Source organism: Streptomyces uncialis (assembly GCF_001905345.1).
Taxonomy (GTDB): Bacteria; Actinomycetota; Actinomycetes; order Streptomycetales; family Streptomycetaceae; genus Streptomyces; species Streptomyces uncialis.
The window spans coordinates 297,636-318,294 of record NZ_LFBV01000002.1 but is presented as its reverse complement, the minus strand read 5'-3'; the positions used below and the strand labels follow the sequence as shown (position 1 = coordinate 318,294).

The 20,659-nt window shown below is 70.9% G+C and carries 19 protein-coding genes and 1 pseudogene; 7 read left to right on the top strand and 13 right to left on the bottom strand.

The window, feature by feature from the left end:
• Positions 1-394 precede the first annotated feature (394 nt).
• The gene (locus AB852_RS09730; RefSeq protein ID WP_425444166.1) at positions 395-3,463 is read left to right on the top strand and encodes an amidohydrolase family protein; all 3,069 of its coding nucleotides are present in this window, start codon (positions 395-397) and stop codon (positions 3,461-3,463) included.
• Between the two features lie 252 nt (positions 3,464-3,715).
• On the opposite strand, the gene AB852_RS09725 is transcribed toward AB852_RS09730, so the two are convergent.
• Positions 3,716-4,960 carry an MFS transporter gene (locus tag AB852_RS09725; protein ID WP_073786104.1) on the bottom strand — a complete coding sequence of 415 codons (1,245 nt, stop codon included), beginning with the start codon at positions 4,958-4,960 and terminating at the stop codon, positions 3,716-3,718.
• Between the two features lie 26 nt (positions 4,961-4,986).
• On the opposite strand from AB852_RS09725, the gene AB852_RS09720 reads away from it, so the two are divergent.
• Together AB852_RS09720 and AB852_RS39625 are read left to right on the top strand one after the other, a co-directional pair.
• Positions 4,987-5,511: a CGNR zinc finger domain-containing protein gene (locus tag AB852_RS09720; RefSeq protein WP_073786102.1), complete on the top strand. Its 525-nt coding sequence runs from the start codon at positions 4,987-4,989 to the stop codon at positions 5,509-5,511.
• Between the two features lie 618 nt (positions 5,512-6,129).
• On the top strand, positions 6,130-6,756 hold the full coding sequence (locus AB852_RS39625; RefSeq protein ID WP_178390977.1) for a hypothetical protein: 627 nt from the start codon (positions 6,130-6,132) through the stop codon (positions 6,754-6,756).
• A gap of 220 nt (positions 6,757-6,976) precedes the next feature.
• On the opposite strand, the gene AB852_RS09710 is transcribed toward AB852_RS39625, so the two are convergent.
• The 5 genes from AB852_RS09710 to AB852_RS09690 form a co-directional block, all read right to left on the bottom strand.
• Positions 6,977-7,381, bottom strand: coding sequence for a hypothetical protein (locus AB852_RS09710; RefSeq protein WP_073786100.1), 405 nt, complete (start codon positions 7,379-7,381; stop codon positions 6,977-6,979).
• Between the two features lie 67 nt (positions 7,382-7,448).
• A complete protein-coding gene (locus AB852_RS09705) occupies positions 7,449-7,853 on the bottom strand; it encodes a hypothetical protein (protein ID WP_073786098.1) in 405 nt (134 codons plus the stop codon).
• 186 nt (positions 7,854-8,039) lie between these two features.
• Positions 8,040-8,825 (bottom strand): hypothetical protein, encoded by a 786-nt coding sequence (locus tag AB852_RS09700; protein WP_073786096.1) that lies wholly within the window; start codon positions 8,823-8,825, stop codon positions 8,040-8,042.
• Between the two features lie 185 nt (positions 8,826-9,010).
• Positions 9,011-9,451 (bottom strand): HIT family protein, encoded by a 441-nt coding sequence (locus tag AB852_RS09695; protein ID WP_281257725.1) that lies wholly within the window; start codon positions 9,449-9,451, stop codon positions 9,011-9,013.
• A gap of 415 nt (positions 9,452-9,866) precedes the next feature.
• Positions 9,867-10,775 (bottom strand): phage holin family protein, encoded by a 909-nt coding sequence (locus tag AB852_RS09690; protein ID WP_143201205.1) that lies wholly within the window; start codon positions 10,773-10,775, stop codon positions 9,867-9,869.
• Between the two features lie 269 nt (positions 10,776-11,044).
• On the opposite strand from AB852_RS09690, the gene AB852_RS09685 reads away from it, so the two are divergent.
• Positions 11,045-11,995, top strand: coding sequence for a poly-gamma-glutamate hydrolase family protein (locus tag AB852_RS09685; RefSeq protein ID WP_073786089.1), 951 nt, complete (start codon positions 11,045-11,047; stop codon positions 11,993-11,995).
• Between the two features lie 141 nt (positions 11,996-12,136).
• On the opposite strand, the gene AB852_RS09680 is transcribed toward AB852_RS09685, so the two are convergent.
• The 5 genes from AB852_RS09680 to AB852_RS09665 all read right to left on the bottom strand — a co-directional run bounded on the left by AB852_RS09680 (position 12,137) and on the right by AB852_RS09665 (position 16,268).
• Positions 12,137-12,940: an SCO4651 family lipoprotein gene (locus AB852_RS09680; RefSeq protein ID WP_079184466.1), complete on the bottom strand. Its 804-nt coding sequence runs from the start codon at positions 12,938-12,940 to the stop codon at positions 12,137-12,139.
• A gap of 313 nt (positions 12,941-13,253) precedes the next feature.
• Positions 13,254-14,768 (bottom strand): alpha/beta hydrolase, encoded by a 1,515-nt coding sequence (locus AB852_RS09675; protein ID WP_073786085.1) that lies wholly within the window; start codon positions 14,766-14,768, stop codon positions 13,254-13,256.
• 103 nt (positions 14,769-14,871) lie between these two features.
• Positions 14,872-14,994 (bottom strand): hypothetical protein, encoded by a 123-nt coding sequence (locus AB852_RS41315; protein ID WP_281257724.1) that lies wholly within the window; start codon positions 14,992-14,994, stop codon positions 14,872-14,874.
• A gap of 47 nt (positions 14,995-15,041) precedes the next feature.
• Positions 15,042-15,752: a GNAT family N-acetyltransferase gene (locus AB852_RS09670; RefSeq protein WP_073786083.1), complete on the bottom strand. Its 711-nt coding sequence runs from the start codon at positions 15,750-15,752 to the stop codon at positions 15,042-15,044.
• A 207-nt stretch (positions 15,753-15,959) separates the two neighbouring features.
• Complete coding sequence (locus AB852_RS09665; protein WP_073786081.1) at positions 15,960-16,268, bottom strand: ArsR/SmtB family transcription factor; 309 nt, start codon at positions 16,266-16,268, stop codon at positions 15,960-15,962.
• Positions 16,269-16,329: 61 nt separating this feature from the next.
• On the opposite strand from AB852_RS09665, the gene AB852_RS09660 reads away from it, so the two are divergent.
• From AB852_RS09660 to AB852_RS09655, 3 genes and pseudogenes are all read left to right on the top strand, one after another.
• Positions 16,330-17,313, top strand: a complete 984-nt coding sequence (locus AB852_RS09660) for a zinc-binding dehydrogenase (protein WP_073786079.1) — start codon at positions 16,330-16,332, stop codon at positions 17,311-17,313.
• Between the two features lie 131 nt (positions 17,314-17,444).
• A complete protein-coding gene (locus AB852_RS41625) occupies positions 17,445-17,651 on the top strand; it encodes a hypothetical protein (RefSeq protein WP_178390976.1) in 207 nt (68 codons plus the stop codon).
• Between the two features lie 57 nt (positions 17,652-17,708).
• Positions 17,709-18,875, top strand: a pseudogene (locus AB852_RS09655) (SMI1/KNR4 family protein); the annotation flags it as partial.
• 449 nt (positions 18,876-19,324) lie between these two features.
• On the opposite strand, the gene AB852_RS09645 reads toward AB852_RS09655, so the two are convergent.
• Positions 19,325-19,705, bottom strand: a complete 381-nt coding sequence (locus AB852_RS09645) for a hypothetical protein (RefSeq protein ID WP_073786075.1) — start codon at positions 19,703-19,705, stop codon at positions 19,325-19,327.
• Positions 19,706-20,022: 317 nt separating this feature from the next.
• Positions 20,023-20,454 carry a DUF4440 domain-containing protein gene (locus tag AB852_RS09640; RefSeq protein ID WP_073786073.1) on the bottom strand — a complete coding sequence of 144 codons (432 nt, stop codon included), beginning with the start codon at positions 20,452-20,454 and terminating at the stop codon, positions 20,023-20,025.
• Positions 20,455-20,659: the final 205 nt, after the last annotated feature.

Here is a 20,659-nt window from a genome sequence, read left to right as displayed (position 1 = left end):
CCGTCATGGGATCGATCCTTCCTGGAGGCGGGAACACCGGTGTCTGGTGCGCGGCTACCCGGTATCCGCCCGCACACCCCTGCCGCCGGTCGGCACCTCGGCCCCCACCCTCGCCCTCAGCGGTGAGGAGTCGTCTTCGGCCAAGATGGCACCGAACCCCCCTCCCGCTCGTTTTCCTCCCAGGACGAGTGGTAGCCACCTCCAAGGGGCTACCCACGGCCCGGTCAGGGCCGTTCACTCCGAGGAGAGCTGAGGAACCGTGTGGCATGTGACCCGCAGACGTTTCTTGAAGGCGGCCTCCGGCACAGCCGCGGCAGGCTCACTGGTCACCACAGCGCCCGCGCGGGCGCTCGAATCCGCCGCCACACCGGTCGTCGCGGGTGACGCAGTACCGGTGCGGCTGCGGTTCACCTCCGTCACCAACGGCATGGCCACCGCCGCGCACGGCGGGGAGCGCGTCGTCGCGGAGGTGCAGAACATCCTCTGGTCCGTCCCCCGGGACGGAACGGCCGCCACCCCGCTCACGCCACCGGACCTCGAACCCAGCCGCCCGGCCCTCTCGCCGGACGGCCGCAAGGTCGTCATGAGCGCCTACCGCGGGGGGTCCTTCGGTATCTGGGTGATGGACGCGGACGGCTCCGGCCTGCGCCGCCTCACCGACGGACCCTTCGACGACCGGGCACCCGCCTGGTCCCCGGACGGCCGCACCATCGCCTTCTGCTCCGAGCGCGGTGGCGATCCGGTCGAGGGCAGCCCGTACCGTATCTGGGCCGTGTCCGCGGCGGGCGGCGAACCGCGTCGGCTCACAGGAGCGCGCGACCAGCCGGGCCCCCGCCCGGACGGAGCGTGGGAGGACTTCGACCCGGTGTGGTCCCACGACGGCACCCGCGTACTGTTCGTACGCGCCGAAGTCGCCGCTTCCGGCCTCACCGCCCGCACGATCGCGTCCGTCCCGGCCACCGGCGGACCGGTGACCGTCGAGCACACGGCCACCACCGGCAACCTGCTCGCACCCGCTGTCTCCCCCGCGGGCCGCATCGCCTGGCTCCGTAGCACCCCCAGGCCCTCCAGGACAGAAGCGATCGCGTTGTTCGCGGACGGCCGTGCGGTGGAGCTCGACGACGAGATCGCGGCCGCGCCGCCGCGGTGGATCGACGACGAGCGGCTGCTGCTCACCGTCGGGGGCCGGTTCCGGATGATCCGGCCGCACCGGGACCATGCCGGGGAGGAGATCCCGCTCGACGCCACCCTCGAAGTGCGAAGGCCCGCGTACACGGTCAAGAAGTACATGCTGGAGGCCGAGCGGTCCCGCCCGGTCCGCGGTGTCCATCTTCCTCATCTCTCACCGGACGGCGGGAGCATCGCCTTCGCCGCGCTCAACTCGCTGTGGGTGGTGGGTGCGCGCGGCGGCACTCCGCGCAAGGTGTCGCGGAGTTCCCCCACCACCTATGTGCAAGGGCCGGTGTGGTCCCCGGACGGCCGCGCGCTGATCTTCACGGACGACCGGGACGGGCTCAACGCCGTACGCCGCCGTGAACAGGCCGACGGCCGCGAGACGGTTCTCGCTCCCGGCGGCCGGGTCCACGGGACGCTCTCGCCCGACGGTGCCCGCCTGGCCTGTCTGGACCTGGCGGGGAACCTCTTGGTGAAGGACCTCGCCACCGGAGAGGAGAGGGTCCTGGCGGCATCTCTCGGAGGCGGCGGGCTGCCCAGCCGTCCCAGCTGGTCACCCGGCGGACGGTACCTCGCCCTGTGCGACCGCAACCGGCTCAACAACCGCTTCCGCGAGGGCCACAACCTCATCCGCGTCGTGGACACGGACAGCGGCGCCTCGCGACTGCACGGACTGGCCCCGCATGTCTCGCTGTCCGACCGGTACGCCTCGGGACCGGTGTGGTCGCCCGACGGACACTGGCTGGCCTGCGTCAGCGAATCCGCGCTGTGGCTGCTGCCCGTCGGCGCGGACGGCGCGCCCAACGGCCCCGCCCGCGCCCTGTCCGATGAACCGGCCGACCACCCGTCGTGGTCAGGGGACTCGCGAACCCTGCTCTACCAGTCCAACGGCCGACTGCGGCTGCTCACCATCGACGCCTCCGGCTCGCCCTCGGGCGCTCCGCGAACCGTGCCGGTCACCCTGACGTACCGGCGTCCGACGCCCGTCGACACCGTGGTGCACACCGGCCTGCTCTGGGACGGCACCGGTTCCGCACCGCGCGCGGACGTCGACATCCTCATCAGCGGGGGCCGCGTGACGGCCGTCGAACCGCACCGGCCCGGCCGACCCGCCGTCCGTCACATCGACGCGTCGGACCGTACGGTGCTGCCCGGCCTGTGGGACGCGCACACGCACCCGTGGCAGTACACGTACGGTGCCCGGCAGGGAGCACTCCAGCTCGCGTACGGCATCACCACCACGGTGTCCCTGGGCGGGTTCGCGTACGAGCAGACACGGTTGCGGGACGACATCGCGGCGGGCCGGCTGGCGGCGCCCCGGTTGCTGGCGACCGGTGAGTTGCTCGACGGCTCCCGCGTCGCCTACAGCATGGGGCGTGCCCACCGCACGCGTGAGGGATTCGCCCGCTCACTGTCCCGGGCCGCCGCCCTGGACTGGGACTTCGTCAAGACCTATGTGCGGGCCCCCTACGCGCGGATGGAGGAGGCCGCACGTCACGCCCACGAACGCCTCGGGGTGCTCAGCGGTGGACACCTGTGCTCCCAGGGCCTCTTGGCCGGACAGGACCTGACCACGCACCTGAAGGCCACCGAACGCGCCGAGTACGGGCACGGCGCGACCCCCGAGGGACATACCCACCAGGACACCCTGGAGCTCTACACCAGGGGCGACTTCCATATGATCGCCACGCCCTTCGCCGCGACGCTGCTGATCGGGCTGCATCCCGAGGTGGCCGACGATGCCCGGGTCAAGGCGATGATGCCGTCGTGGGACGTCACGGCCGTCGAAGGCATGGCGGCCAGGCAACCGACCTCGGACGAACTGACGTCCCTGCGGCGGGAGGTCGGCGTCTACCGCCGGGTCGTGCACGGAGGCGGCCGGCTGCTGCTGGGAACCGACGCCCCCCTGACCCCTGTCGGACTTCATCTGCACATGGCCATGCGGGCGCTGCACCGATACGGCATGTCCCCCGCCGAGGTCCTGACCACCGCGACCCGGGCCCCCGCGCGCGTCTTCGGGGTCGCCGACCACCTCGGTACGGTGGAACCGGGCAAACTGGCCGACCTGACCATCGTCGACGGCAACCCGTTCGAGGACTTCGACGCGCTGATCCGGATCAGAGGCGCCGTCCGTGGCGGTCGGCTGTACGAACGGGCCGTGCTGGAAGGGGCGTTCTCCCACTCCGCCGCGCACTCGGCGCCGCACGGAGGCTGGGCCACCGTCTCGGACCAGATGCTCCGGGACGGCTGCTGCGAAGGCCCCTCGGCGCTCCCTCAGGTCGGGTGGTGAGAGACGGCGCTCTGCCGCACCGGGACGCACGTCGTGCGCGGAGGCCGGATCCCTGACGGCAGATGACCCTGGCTGGGGCGGAGCTTCAACAAGCCCCGCCCCAGCCGACAGCCTGCGAGCCGGTCCGCCGGATGCGGGAGGGCGGGGGAGGGATCACCCTCAGGCAGACGCCTCGTGGCGGATGGCGGCGTCAGCCAGTCCTCCCGGCTCGAAGACCGTGTCAGAAGTTTTGACAGCGTGTGATCCGGGACGTTAGCGGGGGCGGCGTTCCGTGGCGGCTGTGACCGCCAGGGCGATGACGGTCAGCAGAATCAGCAGTGCCCAGGCCGGGGTGAAGCTGCTGGTGCGGTCGACCAGCAGGCCCAGCACGGGCGGCACCGTGACGATGGCGATCTGGTTGACGGACATGGCCAGACCCAGGGCAGAGCCGGTCCTGCCCGGTGGAGCCGCTTCGGTGACGTAGGCGACCCACGGGCCGTACCAGCCGAAGCCGAAGAAGCCGAGCCAGACGAAGACGCCGGAAGCGACGACCGGTGCCCTCCCGGCCGGTGTCATCAGCACAACCAGCCCGGCGATCACAGCGACCATGCAGACCAGCACGATGGCATAGCGCCCGGACCTGCTCCGGTCGCTCCATGCCGCCAGGCATATCCGGCCCGCAACGCCCGCACCCTGGGAGGCCACCAAGACCAGGGCCGCCTTCGCGGCGCCGACCGATGACGCCTGGTGGAGGTGGAGCACCGCCAGGATGCCCACGCCGTACTGCACCGAGATCAGGCTGGTTCCCGACAGCATGATCTTCACTGTGGACGGTTCCCGGAGCATTCGTAGCCGGGCGCGGAGCTGTGCCGTGAGCGGGTCCGACGGTTCCTTGCCCTCCGGGGCGGGCGGTGTGGGTGGCCGACGGTAGCAGCCCATGAAGAGGCCGGCTCCGAGCAGCGCGACGAAGCCGCCGGTCAGCAGCGTCGCCCGCCAGCCGAACTCCTCGGCGACGAGCGGGAGTACGGCCGAGGCGAGCGCCGCCCCCAGCGGGAGCCCGGCCTGTCGGATACCCATGGCGAAGCCGCGCTGTGACGCGTCGAACCAGGACGCCACCGACTTGCTCCCACCCGGCTGGACGGTGCTGTATCCCATGCCGACCACCAACAGGGCGACCAGCAGGGTTGTGTATCCCGGCGCCAGGCTCCCCGCACCCAGAGCCAGCCCGACCACGCCCGCCCCGATCCCGACCACCCAGCGCTCGCTGTAGCGGTCCAGCAGCTCGCCGGCCACCAGCAGCCCGGCCAACGGCACGAGCTGGGCCGCCGAGACCAGCAGACCCAGCTGCGCCGTGCTCAGGTCCAGGGCGCTCTGAAGGTGGACGCCGAGCGCTCCGATGCCGCCTACGAAGAAGCCGGACGCGGCCTGGGTGAAGGTGGCGATGCCCAGCACGATCCAGCGATAGCGCCACGGGTCACGGGCCCGGGATCCGGCGCGTCCACCGGTTTGTTGTGTCATACCGACCACACTGCTGTAATGGTCTTATGCTGCTCAACCCTTACGGCGAGGACGCGGTGAACCTGGCCGCAGACCTGGCCAACCGCCGGCCTGAGAGCGCAGTTGAGCTGGCAGACCGCTGCCGCGCCGCCGGGCTCACGCTGGAACGCCGGGTGACAGCGGACGATCTCAGCCGCTCCCAGGCCGCACTGAACGCCTGGGAGCGGATCGTCGACGCGGCCGGAGAGCAGGAGCGCGCCGATCTGCTGAACCGGATGCTGGCCGAGGCAGCCGCCTACCCGCGACTGACCTCCCACCCCGGTACCGGCTGGCATCTGCACTACCGAGACGCGGAACAGCCGCTCGGCTCCGTGCTGTTCACACTGTTCGCGGTCGGTACCGCACTGCATCTGGCGGGCCGGGGCATGCACCGGCTGCGGCGCTGCGAGGTGATCGAGTGCGGCAGGGCCTTCGCCGACACCTCGCGGACCGGACGGCAGCGCTACTGCTCACACCGCTGCGCCAATCGCGACGCCGTACGCAGGCACCGGGCACGAACCGCGGTCACCTGACCAGTCGCCGAGGCCGTTTCCTAGGTGGTCGCTCGTGAAACGCCCGGCCGCCCGGCGGTCCACCTCGAAGGGTCAGCACCCCTCACCCGCCACCGTCATGCGGACGCTGCGCGAGCACGACGAGAAGGTGGCCACGGCGGCGAGCGTGTGATCACCCGCTACCTTGCGGCTGGTGTCTGGGCCAGGACTCCCAGGCCGGTCAGGAGCGGAACCGCACCAACCACCTTGCCCCGCATGCCGGATGAACCGGACTCGGTCCGTGACGCTCAAGGGCAGTCTCTACTCCGGTGCGGGTGCGGGTGCGGGTGGCGCCAAGGCGGGTAGCGATGCGCACGAACAGTCGGCGGACGTGCCGTCGTGGCCATCGGCAAGTCACGCCCGCGGCCAGCTGCTCAAGCTGCTGCTTCTACCTGGACCCGCCCCGCAGAGCCGGCCCTGTACACCTCGGCATGACCCTTGAAGAAGCGGAAGAATTTGAACTTAAAGCCAAAATATAGTGAAAGAGTCCATTTAAGGCCATCGAGTGGCCGCGTGGACGGCGCCACGTTCCTGGGCGAGCTACGTTGACACCGAGTCAGCTGGGGAGTATCTCCGGCTGCATCCATCGAGAGGCACCTCATGCGCTTCACGCGCACCCTCACCGCTTCACGGACCCTCCTCGTCGCCTCCATCGCTGTCGTCGGCCTCACCGCGGCCCCTGCCGTCGCCTCCACCGCCGGTCACGCGGACCCGGCCGCTTCCGAAGCCCGTAGCGGCTTCGGCGTCCTCGGATTTCCTGGCAGCAACGGCACGGGCGGGGTCGGGAGCGGCGGCGGCATCGGTGGTCTCGGAGGTCTCGGAGGTGCTGCCGGCGCCAACGGCAATGGAGGCAACGGGGGCAATGGCGGCAACGCCAACGGCAGCGGGAGCATCGGCGGCCAGGGCGGTGCCGGCGGCGCGGGCGGCGCCAACGGCAACGGTGGGAAGGGGGGCGCAGGGGGCGCCGCCACGCTCGGCGGCACCGGTGGCAAGGGCGGCGTGGGCGGCGTCGGCAACGCCGGAAGCGGCATCCCCGGCGGGGCGGGGGGCAACGGCGGCGCCTCCACCGCAGGCGGTGTCTTCACCGGCGGCACAGGCGGTGCCGGCGGCGCGGCCAGCCCGGTCTGTCCCGGTAAGCCCGGCGGCAACGGCACGGCCGCCACGGCCACGGCGAACGGCACCACCGGTGCCACCGGCGCCGCCGGTAGGTCCACCCTCCCCTGCTGACCTCACCCCTCTGACCGTCCGACACCAGGCCCGCACCGAAGCTCAAGGCTGACGGCGACTCCATGACGGAGCAGTCGTCGCGGGCACTGAACCCGTCGAGGGTCGTGCGGATGGGATGTCGTGACCGCCGATGCGGCGCCATACGATGTGCCGCACGCAGGCTCGTACCGGCGGCGTGTTCACGGGTGGCGCGGTCCGGGGCTCCGGGGTCCGTGCGCGATCACGGCCCGACGGTGGGCGCTGCTGTGGGCACCGCGGTGTCCGGGGCCCGTCCGTCGGGCTGGGAGTGTCCGCTGCTGGGGGACGGTGTGACGATGTGCTGCTCGTCGGCCGTGCCGTCGGTCGTCCGCCACAGCACGATCAGGAGGGCCATTGCCGACACAACGGCGATGACCGGTAGGACCGGTGGGCGTTCCTGCGGTCCGGTCAGGCGCAGGCAGAGCCAGCCGGCGCATGCCGCCGCGAAGAAGGTGATCAGCGGGGTGAGTTCACCGCGTCTGTAGGTGATCAGCACCGCGTCGGGGTCGGCGGCCAGCAGCAGGAGCGCCGCGCATACCGCGCCGAGCGCCACGATGATGCCGCATGCCCTTCGCAGCATGCGCAGCATGAGGCTGTTGCGGTGCATGTCGTCCTTCCCTTGTACGGCCCACCGTATGAGGCAGTCGGCCGACCCTGGCGGTATGCGGGAGACCTTAGTCTCCGATCCATGCCCTGCCGGGGGTCGAGCGGATGCCGCGCCAGCGCGGGAGGCTGTAGCGGGTGACGAGGGTCCATGCGGTGCGGGTGGCGTCCTCCACCCACGCGTGCCCGGCTGCGGGCAGGTCACCGACGCCGATCAGGTGCTCGGTGATCTGTTCCTGGGAGATGTGCCCGTTGCCGTGCCCGAGGCACTTCAGGACATACACCGCCAGATAGTCCACGTCGTCTGCCCGTCCCCGGCCGCTGAGGATCTCGTTCAGCCGGTATCCCAACTTGGACGCGATGCTGTTGTCGCCCTCACCCCAGAACTTCGCCACCCGCGGTGGCGGGAGGATGTCGATGAGGTCGATCAGATGGGCGAGATCGGGATCGTCAGCGGGCGTGATGACTTCGGACACGGAGCGGTCTCCCAGGAAGACATTGCCGCGGGCCCGGACGGGGCCGCGGTTGCCGATCGTCGAACTCTCCGCGCGGCGACACGCCAGGTGCTGGGAGGAGTGCCCGGTTCCTTGCCCGCAATGGCCGAGAACACCCGCTCGCACCCGGCGACGACATACCTTCAACCACGGTGTGCGGGGCTGATGTCACCGTGCCCAGGGCAGTCGCAGGGCCTCGATTTCCACGTCGTCGAGGAAGGCGTTGATGAGCGGGGCGGGTCCCGCCACTTTGGTGGCCCATAGATCGTGGTCCGTGCAGAGCAGCCAGGTCCGGTCCTGGGCCCAGAGGTTGGACGGGCTCCAGTTGTCTTCCTCAGGGTGGTCGTACAACGCTTTGGCGTCACCGAGCGTGCCGGCCCGGACGTGGAGGTTGTCGAGGTCTGCGGCTCCTTCCAGCAGGGGGTTGTAGTAGGCCAGGCAGCGGGTGTCCGCGCCCTGCGGGCTGTGGTCGGTGAGGATGTCGACCAGTCGGTTCCAGTCGGTTCGGTCCAGGGTGCCCTCGGACGGCGCCTGGATGCCGACCGGCCAGCATTCCGGCGCGATCGAAGGGAACGCGCTGAAGCAAGGCAGCTGCCCCTCGGGTACTACGGGGTCACCGTTCCGCAGCGCCAGCTCGGCCCAACGCAACCGGCGCCAGCGAGGGCCGGGGTGCTCGCCCGCGGTACCGGTGAGCACGTCCGCAGCTTCGAAGCCGGGGACGATCCCGGGCCCGCCGTCCGTCAGCGCGGCGCGTCGGTGGTCGAGGTACGACATGCCGGTCGGCCCGAGCTGGTGCTCGTACATGGAGTGGAGCACCCAAGCCGCGTCGGGGAGCGCCGGCGGCATGAACCCGGTGAGCCCGTCCTCGGAGGTCAGTTCCCGTAGCCAGGCGGTTTCACCGGACGCGGCGAGCGGCCACCGGGCGGCTGCCAGGGCGGCGGCTGTCTCGTTCATCGGATCAGGGTCGCACCCGCCCCGACCATCCGTACACCAGACCCTGCGCCTGACCACCGCCCCGGACCTGGCTCTCGGCCAGGAACCGAGAGCCGCCGTCAGCTCGGCGATACTCCGGCAGCTGCACCAGCGGGCGGAACGACGGCCTTGGCGCTGCCTCAGCTCATGAGGGCAGCTTGAGCACGTCAGCGGGGGCGGATATCCAGGGCGGCGATTCCTTTGCGGACCCTCTTCGCCGATTCGTCCAGCTGGTGACGCTCGTGCACCTGCCAGTTCGCCTCGATACGGAAAGGGTCCCCCTTGAAGCGGGGGAAGACGTGCAGATGGACGTGGAAGACCTCCTGGAAGGCGGCCTCGCCGTCGGCCAGGAAGAGATTGACCCCCTCGCACCGCAGGCCGGACAGCCGCAACGCACGGCCGAGCCGGTGAGCCACCGCCCAGATCCGCACACCGATGTCCTCCGGAAGGTCCTCCAGTCCTTCCGCATGTGACCTCGGAACGACAAGCAGGTGCCCCGGGGTCACGGGCTGGAGGTCCATGAACGCGATGACCCACTCGTCCTCGAACACGCGGCTCGCTGCCACCTCGCCCCGAGCGATCGCGCAGAAGACACATCCACCGTCCACGATCTGACCTCCGACCCGGCAACTCCTTGTGCCTCCACGACACCAGGTGCGAGAGCGTGCGCGCCAGTCGATTCCACAGCGCCGGAATGTGACGTGCTCCTGACTGCGCAGTCCGCGCCCGCGCAGAGCGTGGCCGACGTACGTGACCCGCTTGCCCAGGCCGCCACCGCAGCCGCCCCGCTCGTGCGCTGAGCCGACCCGGCCGACGTCGCTGCCACCGGGCAGCTGCTGAGCCGGTGTTCTCGGCGCTGGGCGTGGTGCGGACCGGGTCGGAGGCTGTCGCGGAGGTCGCCCGGAGTTCGGGCACGATGGACGCCGTCCGAGCCGTCCGAGCCGTCACGCCGGAGGAGCTGGCCGTCCGCAAGCTTCCGGGGCGTCCGGCTCGCTCCTGGGGCGAGGGACCGCGGCGACCCGGTCAGTACAGCGGCGACTGCGGCATATGGTGGTCGGGCCAGAGGGGGTCGGGGGGCGGGGGTGGGCTGGTCCGGTTCTCCGCGGCGGCGTCGGCGAGGCGGCTCGGCCATTCCGCCACCCACATCAGGGCGACCGTCCCGACGAGGGGCCAGAAACCGTCGATGTGCAGCAGACCTGTGAGCCACACGATGAGCCAGAGCACCAGAGCGTTGGCCGACACGAGGACCAGCGAGGCCATCCCGGGCACGGGCACTGTCAGGTTCAGCGCGAACCGCAGATGGAACAGGGCGGCGACAACGGCGAGCGTCAGCCACGAGGTACCCGCCGCCTCCACCCCGTCCAACCACAGCGCCGCGAGCGCCAGACCCGCCAGACACAAGAGGTAGCCGGCCAGCGAACGCATGGCCTCGGGACGGCGGCGCTTCACCGGCAGGGCGAGCACGAGCAGCAGCACTGTCTCCACGGCGGCGACGACGAGTCCGACGGTGACAAGGTCCTTGAGCCCGCCGCCGAGCTCGGCGTCCAGGCCGAGCTCGGCGCCCAGCTCCACGCCGGCCCCTAGGGCGGCGGGCCCCGCGACGGTCAGCACGACGGTCGACAGCGCCATGCCCAGTCCGACGTAGATGAAATGACGGCGCATCAGCTCGAAGAGCTTCGAGTCGGAGGTGTCCCGGTCGGGCTCCTCCGTCATACGCCGCTGATTCAGCACCGCGGCCCGTCGGAGCATCCGCCCCAGTGGCATGGGCACGAGCAGGACGACGGCGGTGAACACGACGGCGACGACCACCACGGCCGCCGCCCGCTCGGTCCCGGTGCCGCCGAGCTGCAAGGGGCCGACAACCTCGGAGGCCACCCACACGCCGATGGCCGCGCACGCCCATTTCCTGGCGACCCGCCCCGTAGTCTTCATGGAGCCAGAATCCCGCTCGGCAGTCGGCAGGGGAACCCCGCCCGCAGGCAGTCCTCGATCGGCTGTGCCGCCCCCGTCACGACCGATGCCACACTCGTCCACGACGTGGCCGACAGCGTCCCCGACCAGGCGCGCTGGGAAGCCGAGGGGACCCGGACAAACGGGGCCGGGGGCGCGTGAAGCATCCCCATGTAGCGGGGTCGGCACTTGCGGAGGCGCCCGTCATCCGGGGGTTGATCACCACACGCTCTTCACATGATCATGTCATCATGAGTGAAACCAGGCGTAGATCCATACTGACCGCGTTCACCGGAGCCGCTCTCGGGACCGGGCTGGTGGGAGGGCAGGCCGTGGCCGCGCCCCGCACCACGGCCGCCACGACGGCCGCGTGTCCGACGGTGCCCGTCATCCCGGCCACCCGCCGGACCCCGTTCGTCACGAACACGGACCTCTACCGGGATCCGCAGTTCACCGAGGGCACCCACTACGCGCGCCGCTACAAGCGTCAGGCGCGGACCGACGCCGATCTCGCCGCGTCCCACCCCTTCACCCGCACCACCGTGCTGGCGCTGCACGGGGGTGGCATCGAGCCGGGGACCTCCGAGATCGCCCTCGGGATCGCCGGGTACGATCCGGCGACGCTCGCCCCTGTCGTCCCCGTACCCCCCGACGGCCGGGCCGTGCACGACTACTGGATGTTCGAGGGACTGCTCGGCACACCCACCGGCCCCGGCGACCCCAGCAACAGCGACCTGCACATCACCTCCACCCGCTGCGACGACCTGGTGGCCCTCTCCATGGCGGGCGGCAGCGCCAACGTGATCAGCGTGCACGGCTGCAACGTGGACCAGTTGAAGCAGACCGTCCCGCAGGGCCCGGGGATTCCGAACCCTGCGGTGGACTCGGTCCTGGTCGGCGGCCTCAACGCGACCTTCAAGGCACTCCTCATCCAGGAGTTGGGGCTCGCCAACATCACCGCGTACGACGGCGACCTCGTCCCCGCCCTGGCGGGAACTGATCCCGACAACCCCTGCAACCGCGGCCTGTTGCGCCAGGGCGCCCAGCTCGAACTCACCCTCGGACTGCGGAAGAGCATGTTCGGCACCTTCACCCGCCCGGGCCGCCCCGGCAGCACCACCGCCAAGTTCGGCCACTTCGTCAATGCCTGCCGCAGTGCCATCCACCAGATGGAGCAGCGTACGGACCAGGCGCACTACTGATCGCGAGTCCGTCCGTCAAAGCCGGGGCCCGGTACGCCGTGACGGCGTACCGGGCCCTGCGGTGATCTCGCGCTGCCCGATCGTCGAGCACGCGTCATTCCCGTACCGGTCGAAGGCGCTCGTCCCGGTCCACGCTCGACATCAGCCGAGGAGTATGCCGGTGCCGGCGGCGACCGGGAGGGTGTTCCCGGCCTTCGGGACTGTCACGCGGACCGGCTTTCCGAAGTCGGTGAGGGTCATGGTCACCGTCATGTCGACCGGGCCCGTGCCCACGGCCATGCGGGTCCGGACGAGTCGCCCACGGTCATCGACCCAGACGTCCGCGAATACCGGCAGGTCGTCGCCCAACTTCTCGCGGATCTGGTCGGCCGCCTTCCGCACGTCCCGCGCCATCCGCAGGGTGAAGGCCTCATGGTCGAGCGTGCCCCGGTAGTGCGCGGCTCGCACCCCGTGGACGGTGGCCTCGCCCTCATGGGAGACGTTCCGCAGTGCGGACACCTGCTTGAGGATGTGTTCGGGGTCGTTCAGCGGGGCCCGCAGCAGATAATGGGCCTCTGCCTTCGCCCGGGGCATGACCCCCCAGACACCGTCGTCGAGACCCTTGGCACCGGAGATGTAGGCGTTGCCGCCCGCGAAGGTCACCTCACTGCGACCGAAAGGGCCCCCCGGCATCGCGGCCGCGATGCGGCCTTGGTCCGCCGCGAAGTCGAAGCCGCCGGTCACGGTCAGCGTGTACTCCTTCTCACCGTTCGCCATCACGACCTTCTGGTCGATCCGGGCGGAGCTCCTGCCGGTGGTGGTGACAGCCGCCCGCACGGCGGAGTGAGGAGCAGGAGAAACCGCCGTCACGCCAGGCTCGTCAGCGTTCTTGGCGGTCGGGGTGTCGACCGCGGAACAGCCCGCGCACAGCAGCGCGGCAGCGACCAGGGACAGAGGGCGGTGCATGGGTTCTCCGGGAGATGTGGGCGAATACGCATCCGGACCGCGTCACGTGATGCGTTCCGCTGCTCCCATATGACCCGAACCGGGGTGAAGTGTCGGGGTAGGGCAGGTAGCGGCACTTGGTCCGCTGATCGTACAAGATGCCCTTCGGTCGGGCGTTTGGGAGGGGAGGAGCCGAGGATCTCGCGCAGCGCGTCCGTCCGAGCCCGCGAGGGCGGTCCGGCCCGGCTCGCGCTGCTGTGCCGGGGCATCTGCCCCTGCCCTGTGCCTTGGAACCCGTCCTTGAATCCGTCGGATCTGCACTCCGGCCGTCGTGTCATCCGGGGCAGCGGGTGTCGTCGGCGGGGAGGGTGCCGTGCAGCAGGTAGGTGTCGACGGTGTGCCTGACGCAGTCGTCGGGGTGGTTGAGGTAGACGGTGTGTGCTCTGGCGGGCAGGGTCACGAGTCGGGAGGCGCGCATCGCGCGGTGCATCCTCAGCCCTGACGCGTAGGTGGTGCGCGGGTCCCTGATGGCCTGGATCTGGAGTGCCGGGACCCTGTTGCCGATGGGGATCAGGGGCTGGAGCGGCTCCTGTTCCCAGAACGCGCAGGGGAACGGCGTGTGGGTCAGGGGTCCGAAGACGGGCTGTGAACGGCGGCTGCGTTCCACGGCCCGACGGTAGTGCCCCAGGTCGCGGGGCACGGCCGCGTCGGCGCAGATCATCGCGAGCTGGGCCGCGTAGTCCGCCGCCTGACGGCTACCCGCGCCCGCGAACATCAGGTCGAGGGTCGCCCGCAGCACCGGCGGCACGATGACCGCCTGCCCGTCGGCCGCGTCCCGCAGGACCCGCAGCATGCCCGCGACCTCCGGGTTCGCCTGGTCGTCCACGAGGGAGAGATAGAGCAGCAGCGGCAGTTCATGGTCGCTGATCCGGTGCCCGCCGATCCGGATCGGCTCCTGAGCCGCCCGCGCGATCACCCTCTCGATCCCGGCACGCACCGCCGCGGGTGTGGTGCCCAGACCGTACACACCGTCCCGGGACGCGGCCCAGCGCGCGAGGTCGTCGAGCGCCTTCTCGTTGGCGGGGCCCTGACGGCGCACCATCCGGAGCGGGTACTCGGCGGGGTCTGGCGCGCTGTCCAGGACCAGCCGGTCCACCCGGTGGGGGAACATCTGGGCGTAGGTCGCGCCCAGGACCGTTCCGTAGGACTGCCCGAACCATGATGTGCGCCGCTCACCCAGTACGGCACGGACGAGGTCCATGTCCCGGGCGATGTTGCGCGTCGACAGATGGGGCACGAGCCCCGGCGCGTTCCTCCAGCACCTGCGGGCGTCCTCGCGGGACAGCCGCACAGCCGCCCCGAACCCCGCCCGGTCGGCCCCGGGCGCGTACAGCAGCCAGCTGCTGCGGCCGAGTCCGCAGCCGACCGGGGTGCTCCCGCCGAGCCCGCGGGTGTCCATGCCGATGATGTCGTACGCCGCAGCGACCCCAGGGCTCATCACCCTCCGCAGATCCGCGGGCATACCGAGCCCCCGGGCACCTGGACCGCCCGGATTCGTCTGGAGGATGCCGCGCCGCCGAGCCGGGTCCGCCGACGCGACCCGCGAGACGGCGATCCTGATGGTGCGCCCCTGCGGGCGGCCGTGGTCGAGCGGGACGGTGAGGTGCGCGCATTCGGTACCGCTCGCGGCGAGCGAGGCGTCAGCGCACACTCCCCAGTCGACGGACTGGTTCCGGAACCGGTCCAGGCCGTCACCACCGGACCGTGACGCGGGAACGGGGGCGCCTGCGGCCGGTCCGAGGGCCGCGACCGAGAGGACGACAAGGCTGAGCACACTGATCCTCTTCACGCTCCGCACGCTACTGCCGTCGAACCTGATATCGCCCGGTCGGTGGCGATATGTCGTCCAGTTTCACGCACTCCCTCGCGGGCGGGGACGGCCGGGCAACCGATCAACGCCCGGACCGAGTACTGGCCGAGCCGTCGGGGGTGAGTTCGAAGGCGGTGTCCCGTCCGCGGGCGTGGACGCGCAGCCGGTAGGTGCCGGGGCCGACGGTGATGAGGCCGCCGATCATGGGCCCGTCGCCGGTGAAGTACGTGCTGACCTCGACGAGCTCCTCCCTCAGCGTGCGGTCCAGATCCAGCCCAGTGGGGTGAGGCCGAGGGTGCGGGCGACGGATCGGGAGGCGTGATTGTCCGCGGTGGTGCTGTAGAAGAGCACGGTCCTGGTGCGATGCTCACGCTGGGACCAGGCGGCCACGACAGCCGGTGCGAGGCGCTTGCCGCGGAAGTCGGGGCGGGTCCAGACGCCTGCCTCCGCTGCGGTGGCGTTCGACGCGGGGGTGAAGCAGATCGACACCGGCTCCCGGTCGTGGACGGCCATGGCCCACTCGCCCATGCGTCCGTCGACCAGTTCGTTCCACTCGTCGGGCTGCCAGTTGTCAGGCCTGATGAGGTGTCCGGCGGTGCGGCGGCCGTCGGTGGTGGAGGCGATGAGGGGCAGCGGGGTCGGGTCCGGGACGGCGAGGCGGTCCGGGAAGACGAAACACGGGCCACCCTCGACGTCCACCGTCCGGTCGTCGAGGGACGCGACCAGACAGCGAAGCGCCTCGGGCAGTCGGCCGGGGCTGTACTTCTCCTCCATGCCGTCGATGGAGCTGGGGAGCGTGAGTCCGGGCGCGAGTGCCAGGAGACGTGCGCGGGGGGACCATGCCCACACCGCGAGCAGGGACGGATCTCTCAGGGCTGTCCGACAGGGGGTGTCCGCGTCCGGTGCGAGGCCGTAGTTCGCGTCGATCTCCAGGGTCAGCAGGCGTTCTTCGTCCCAGCTCATGGCAAGAGGCTAGCTGCGCGTCGCGGGCAAGGGGTCGGGCGATGGGGCGGGCAAGGGGTCGGGCGATGGGGCGGGATCCGGGTCTGGACGGGGTGGCCGGCCGCTTCACGCCGTCGTGACATGGCTGGACCCGCTCTTCGGTTGGCCGGGGTCAGGGGATGGCCGGAGCCTTCGCCCGCAGCGGGACCGGACCGAACGGAATCTGATCTAGAACACGTCGCGCAGGGTGTCCAGGAGGCGGGCGATGTTCGCCTCGTCGCGGCGGTAGTAGGTCCACTTGCCCCGCCGGGTGGCGACCACCAGTCCTGCTTGCCGCAGCATCGCGAGATACTGCGAGGTGGTCGACTGCCCCAGGCCTGCGCGCTGCTGGATGTCGGTCACGCAGACACCGATCTCGACGTCCTCGGGCTCCTGGCCGGGGAAGCTCATCGGCTCCTTGAGCCACACCAGCATCTGGCGGCGGGCCGGGTTGGACAGGGCCCGGAACACAGCCAGCAACTCCGCCTCCGAGAACATGCGGCGATCCTAACGCACCTACATATTGACGATTTGCGATATGTCGATCTAAGGTAATCGCATGTCTACGTCGATGCGTGTGATGGAACTCGTCCGCTTCGGTGACGCGGACACCGCGTTCGCCATCCGGGAGCTGCCGATACCCGCTCCCGGACCCGGTCAGGTGCTGGTCCGCGTGATGGCCACGTCCGTGAACCCCCTCGACCTGCAGACCCGGCGCGGCGACTACCGCGATCAGGTGGCGCTGCCCGCGGTGATCGGCAACGACGTGTCCGGCGTGGTGGTCGAGACAGGCCCTGAGGCAGACGACTTCCAGCTTGGCGACGAGGTCTGGTACCTGGCGCCGGTGTTCGCCGGGCAGGGAAGCTACGCCGAGTTCCACGTGGTCGACCAGGCACTGGTCGCCCCTAAGCCCGCACGGTTGTCGCACGTCGAGGCCGCCGGTCTCGCGCTCGTGGGTGTGACGGCGTGGGAGGCGCTGGTCGAACGCGCCGGGGTGCGGGTCGGGGAACGGGTCCTGGTGCACGGCGGAGCGGGCGGGGTCGGCTCGGTCGCGGTCCAGGTCGCCAGTGCGCTGGGAGCCGAGGTGGTGACCACCGCGCGGGCCCGGGATCATGAGTTCGTCACCGGACTGGGAGCCGACACCGCGATCGACTTCTCGGCCGGTGACTACGTGCCGCGGGTCCGCGCGCTGGGCGGGGTGGACGTCGTACTGGACACGGTCGGTGGGGACACCCTCGCCCGCAGCCCGGAGGTCCTCGCCGACCGGGGCCGCGTGGTGTCCATCGTGGACATCCCCGAACCTCAGAACCTGCTCGCCGCGTGGGGCGTGAACGCGACCTACCACTTCCTCTTCGTCAGCCCCGGCCGGGCCAAGCTCGCGGCCCTCGGCCGACTGGTCGACCAGGGCGAACTCCGGCCGGTGATCGGCGCCGTGCTACCGCTGGCCGACATAGCGCAGGCGCACACCCTGCTGGAAGGCGGCTCTCCCGGCGAGGGCCGCGGACGTCCGCGCGGCAAGATCACCGTCGCTGTGGACCTGTGAGTGCGTGGGGCTGTGTCAGTCCCGTGGACCCCGGTGGAGAGTGGCCTCGTTCAACGGCGGGGGAGTCGAGTTGGGACTTCGGGGCGAGGTGGTATGGCCGATCGCGGCCCTCGGTCACTTCAGTCGGCGCCTTGCTGCCTCAGTCCCATGACCGCCAGATCGACGAGGCGGCGCGCGTCGTAGCGGGGATCGGCGCCGACGCACCGATTGCCGATGCCGCGCAGAAGCGAGTACGCGGTGACGTCCTGATCGGCCCCAGGGCCATGGACCATCTGCACTCCCAACTGGCCACCGCCGACACCATCCTGTCCGCAGAGATCCGGCGCCCGGAACCCTGACCTGAGTCCGGCCCGTCGTCGCGGGCCGTTGTCGGTGCCGCATGACAGCATTCGGCCATGAGTCACGAGTCCCGCAACTTGCGTGAGTTCCTAGGACGTTGGCAAGACGAGTGGGTTCCGCGCGAGGAGGATGACGGAGAGCGGACGGCTGTGCGCCTGGGCAGGCCCGGGGCGGACGAGGCGGTGATCGTCGCGGCCGAAGAGCGGCTGGGCCGGAGGCTGCCGCCTTCGTACCGGCAGTTCCTCGCCGTGAGCGACGGTTGGCATGTGGACGAGACGGCCGGGGTCTACCAGCTCGGCGGCGCCACGGATATCGACTGGTTCCAGGACCCGTACGACGTGACCCCGGTGTTCGAGCAGAATCTGGGCGACGACCCGCGCAGGGAGGACGTCCTGCTCGCCGGGATGTGGCGACGGGCGCTACGGCTGGAGACGGACTCCGACATCTCGCACGCCCTGCTCGACCCGGGCGACCAGGACCAGGACGGCGAGTGGGCCCTCTACGTCTTCAGGGGCTGGAGCGGTGAACTGCCGGACCGGTACCCGTCGTTCCGCGCGTACATGGAAGCCATGTACCGCGGCTTCCACTCCGACCGCGCGGAGAGAACCGACTTCGTGAACGCGACCACGCGATTCCATGACGCCCGGGTGGAGGAGTCCCGCCTGCTGTCGCTGCGGGGACGGTACGAGGAGGCCGTGCCCCTGCTTGAGGAGGCACTGTCCTTCGGACGGCCGCACAGCGCCGTTCTGCTGACCCAGATACGGCATCTGCTGGAGCCGCACGGCTTCCGGCGGAGCTATGGCGCCCTGGTCGCCGACCCGCGCTACCTGCCGGAGATCCTGCCCGTGGAGGCCATGACGCGGGCACACGACGACCGGCGGTTGGACGGTGACGGCCGCTGGCTGGAGGCGATGACCGCCTGCGGGGCCGTCCGGGAGGCCGCCGGGTCCGTACTGGACGCGGTGAAGGACGGCACCCACCGCTACACGCCTCCCGGCCCCTGGGGCCGGGCCGTCGCCCAGGCCCGGGAATCGGCCCGCGCGGGGGCGAGTGACGCCGCGTGGCGGACCCTGCGGGACGCGCTTCCGCTGTGGGAGGCTCCCGGGCCCTCGCTGATCGCTCCGATCGGCCTGCTCGCCGATCCGGTCCTGGGCCCGCTGATCACCCCGGAGCGCGGGCGGGAGATCCTCGCCGCACCGCGGGCCGGGGCGACGGAACCCGCCCGGTCGGTCGAGGCCGTCCCCACCCGACGGCGCCCGCGTCGGGCAGGACCGGGCAGGTGAGGTGCTGGACGAGGACGGACCCGCCCGCGCCGTTCCCACCGGCCGAGGCGACGGCCTCGGCCCGACGGACCGTCACGGGATGCCGCCCACCCGGGGTGGCTGCGGAGCCCGTACCGGACGCCTCTATTCCGGGCCAGGTGGGGCGACGGTGGCCGGACAACCGGTCGAATCCCAGTCCGGCCGCGCCCTCCTGGCCGAGCAGGACGAAGTCCTCAGTGGAGAGGACGACAGGCAGGATGTGACGACGAACAGCATGATCACGTAACAACGCCGCAGGTCACGCAGTATTCGTCCCGCCCACGCGGGGGACAGTCCTGAACCACCGTCCCGGTGCGATCCGCCTCGCCCACGGGCGGATCGTCCCCCCTGTTGACTCCGTCCCGTTCGACTCAGCACTGGTCGGGGCGTGCGTACACCGTGATCATCGCCCCGCCGGCCCGGCGCTCGCCGCATGCCTGGAAGTGGTTGGCGAGCGTGTCCCGCTTCACCCGGGCCATCGGGTCGTTCTCCACCGCGTCGCCGGGCGGGGAGCCAACGGCGATGATCCGGTGGCGGGCGAGCATCCGGGTGCGGAGTTCGGCGGGCGCCACCTCGGTGCCGTAGAGGCTGTGAGAGGCGGCCGGTACACGCTCCCGCGCGAGATCCGTCCCGGCGACGGGCGGGTGTCCGGCGAGTTCCCAGGCCCTGCGCTTACTGCCGAGAGGGTCACGGACGCAGCCGTGACCGGCACGCACCTCACCGGCCGGCTGACCGGGCGGACCCTCGCCCATACCTGCCCCACCTGGCCGGATGACCCGGACCGCCCCGCTTCGCCGCACCCCCGGGGCCGTGGCGGGAACTCCCGTCACCGTGACCCGCGGCCCCGGGGAGCGGCTGCGTCGGCTTCGAGGCGGCCGTCCTCGTTGTCGCAGTCAGCGAATTTCCTTGACCAGTCGGCAGCATGGGCTCAGGGACATCGGTCGGGAGGCCGGTCCCGGGCTCAGTGTGATGCTTCGTATGTCTCGCGCAGGGCGGCGGGGATACGTCCGAGGGTCATTCACGAGACAGCCGTTCGCGTCTGGCGATGTACGAGGCACGTGCCGCCCCGTCAGCGGAGGTTGTCGCCCCACCCTCCCTGGACCATGGTCTGGAAGGCCCACCGCCCGTCCCGTTTGATCAGGATGTCGGCGTACCGCAACTGCTGGGTGGTGCCGCCCGCCGTCATCGTCGAGTCGGTGAAGACCACGGCCATCGCGGGGCTCAGGAAGACCGGGGTGCGAACGGATTCGAAGGTGATGTCTTCGGAACCCTCACCCATCACGTGCGTCATGGTGTCGATGAACTGCTTGCGGTCCCACTGGGCCGAGGCGCCCTCGCCCGCGGGGTCGTCGCTGACGAGGTTCAGGGGGAAGACGGCGAGGTCCGCCATCCCTTCGATGTCCCGTCGCGCGGCGGCTGCGTCGTACTCCGCGAACCATGCCTGGACACCGGCGTGGTCGGCGGGGGTCGGGGTGTATCCGGCGTCCGGAAGCTGGGTCACGCGTATTCCTCCAACGAGCTGATCACAAGCGATTACCTGGTCAAGGTATGCCCGCCGACCCCTATTAGTCAAGCTTGACTACTGAGGGGTGGGTGGTGCGGCTCTCCGGCCCTGCGGCGGCAGCGTGAGGTCCGCGATGCGATGCAGCCGACGGCAGTGGCGGGACCCTCCGGGCCGGGTTGACCCGCCGTGGCGTCGTGACCGG

Coding starts and splice junctions, on each gene's coding strand:
- AB852_RS09725 (WP_073786104.1), bottom strand. CDS start 4,960: ATGACACAACAAACCGGTGGACGCGCCGGATCCCGGGCCCGTGACCCG.
- AB852_RS09720 (WP_073786102.1), top strand. CDS start 4,987: ATGCTGCTCAACCCTTACGGCGAGGACGCGGTGAACCTGGCCGCAGAC.
- AB852_RS39625 (WP_178390977.1), top strand. CDS start 6,130: ATGCGCTTCACGCGCACCCTCACCGCTTCACGGACCCTCCTCGTCGCC.
- AB852_RS09710 (WP_073786100.1), bottom strand. CDS start 7,381: ATGCACCGCAACAGCCTCATGCTGCGCATGCTGCGAAGGGCATGCGGC.
- AB852_RS09700 (WP_073786096.1), bottom strand. CDS start 8,825: ATGAACGAGACAGCCGCCGCCCTGGCAGCCGCCCGGTGGCCGCTCGCC.
- AB852_RS09690 (WP_143201205.1), bottom strand. CDS start 10,775: ATGAAGACTACGGGGCGGGTCGCCAGGAAATGGGCGTGCGCGGCCATC.
- AB852_RS09685 (WP_073786089.1), top strand. CDS start 11,045: ATGAGTGAAACCAGGCGTAGATCCATACTGACCGCGTTCACCGGAGCC.
- AB852_RS09680 (WP_079184466.1), bottom strand. CDS start 12,940: ATGCACCGCCCTCTGTCCCTGGTCGCTGCCGCGCTGCTGTGCGCGGGC.
- AB852_RS41315 (WP_281257724.1), bottom strand. CDS start 14,994: ATGATCGGCGGCCTCATCACCGTCGGCCCCGGCACCTACCGGCTGCGC.
- AB852_RS09670 (WP_073786083.1), bottom strand. CDS start 15,752: ATGAGCTGGGACGAAGAACGCCTGCTGACCCTGGAGATCGACGCGAAC.
- AB852_RS09665 (WP_073786081.1), bottom strand. CDS start 16,268: ATGTTCTCGGAGGCGGAGTTGCTGGCTGTGTTCCGGGCCCTGTCCAAC.
- AB852_RS09660 (WP_073786079.1), top strand. CDS start 16,330: ATGTCTACGTCGATGCGTGTGATGGAACTCGTCCGCTTCGGTGACGCG.
- AB852_RS09645 (WP_073786075.1), bottom strand. CDS start 19,705: ATGGGCGAGGGTCCGCCCGGTCAGCCGGCCGGTGAGGTGCGTGCCGGT.